The sequence below is a fragment of the Sagittula sp. SSi028 genome (assembly GCF_048553715.1).
Taxonomy (GTDB): domain Bacteria; phylum Pseudomonadota; class Alphaproteobacteria; order Rhodobacterales; family Rhodobacteraceae; genus Sagittula.
Window position 1 is genome coordinate 1 of the sequence record NZ_JBLZNC010000041.1, and the last position, 1,187, is coordinate 1,187.

A 1,187-nucleotide genomic window follows, 5' to 3' on the forward strand; every position below is an offset into this window, starting at 1 on the left:
GGTAATCTCCCCATTTTTACTGGGGTCCAGCCGTAGAATTCAGGCGGCTGTTTTCAGTTTCATGGCGGGTGTTATGCCGCCGATGCCCATGTTGGGGCGCTCGTTGTTGTAAGTCCAGAGCCATTCTGTTGCCTAGTCCTGTGCCTCCTCGATGGTTTCAAAGATGTATTGCCCCAGCCATTCGCCGCGAACGGTGCGGTTGTAGCGCTCGATGTATGCATTCTGTTGCGGCTTTCCGGGTTGGATGTATTGCAGGCAGATGTTGCGCTTCTCAGCCCATGCCATCAGCTTGCCGCTGACGTATTCTGGGCCGTTGTCCACACGAATAGTTTGAGGCTGGCCTCGCCATTCAATGATCTGGTTCAGCGCCCGCACGACGCGTTCCGCAGGCAGCGAGAAGTCGACCTCAATGGCCAGGCCTTCGCGATTGAAGTCATCCAAAACGTTCAACGTCCTGATCGACCGACCATCCGCCAATTGATCCGCCATGACGTCCATGGACCAAGTCTCATTTGGTCTCACTGGCACGGCCAGCGGCTCCGGCTTGTCCCGCTTCAAGCGTTTCTTAGGCTTGATCCGCAAGTTCAGCTCCAACTTACAGTAGATCCGGTAGACGCGTTTGTGGTTCCAACCGTAGCCCTGCACATTGCGCAAATACAGAAAACACAACCCAAAGCCCCAGTTGCGCTTGTTGGCCGTCAGACGTTCAAGCCAGTCCGCGATCTCTTCATTCTCGTCGCTCAAAACCGAACTATAGCGATAACAAGTCTCGCTGATCTCAAACGCCCGACAGGCCAGCGCGATACTGACCCCATGTTGCGCAATCGCATTCATGGCCATCTCTCGCCTTTGAGACGGCCTCAACGCTTTTTTCCAAGCGCCTCCTTCAGCAGGTCGTTCTGCATGCTCATCTCAGCATACATGCGCTTCAGGCGGCGGTTCTCCTCGGCCATATCCTTCATCTCGGATATCATCGACGCATCCATACCGCCAAACTTGACCCGCCATTTGTAGAAGCTCGCGCTGCTCATGCCATGTTCGCGGCAAAGTTCAGCAAACCGGAACACCGCCCTCTGCCTGCTTCAGGATCGCCATGATCTGCGCGTCGCTGTACCGTCCATTCTTCATCGTAAATCTCCTCAGATATCTTGCCGAGAAAATTCTACTTTTGAACACCACTAATTTTT

At 54.2% G+C, this 1,187-nt stretch carries 1 pseudogene; it reads right to left on the reverse strand.

What is annotated here, in order from left to right:
• Nucleotides 1-39: 39 nt before the first annotated feature.
• Nucleotides 40-1,128 (reverse strand): annotated as a pseudogene (locus tag ACN5AZ_RS18660) (IS3 family transposase).
• Nucleotides 1,129-1,187: the final 59 nt, after the last annotated feature.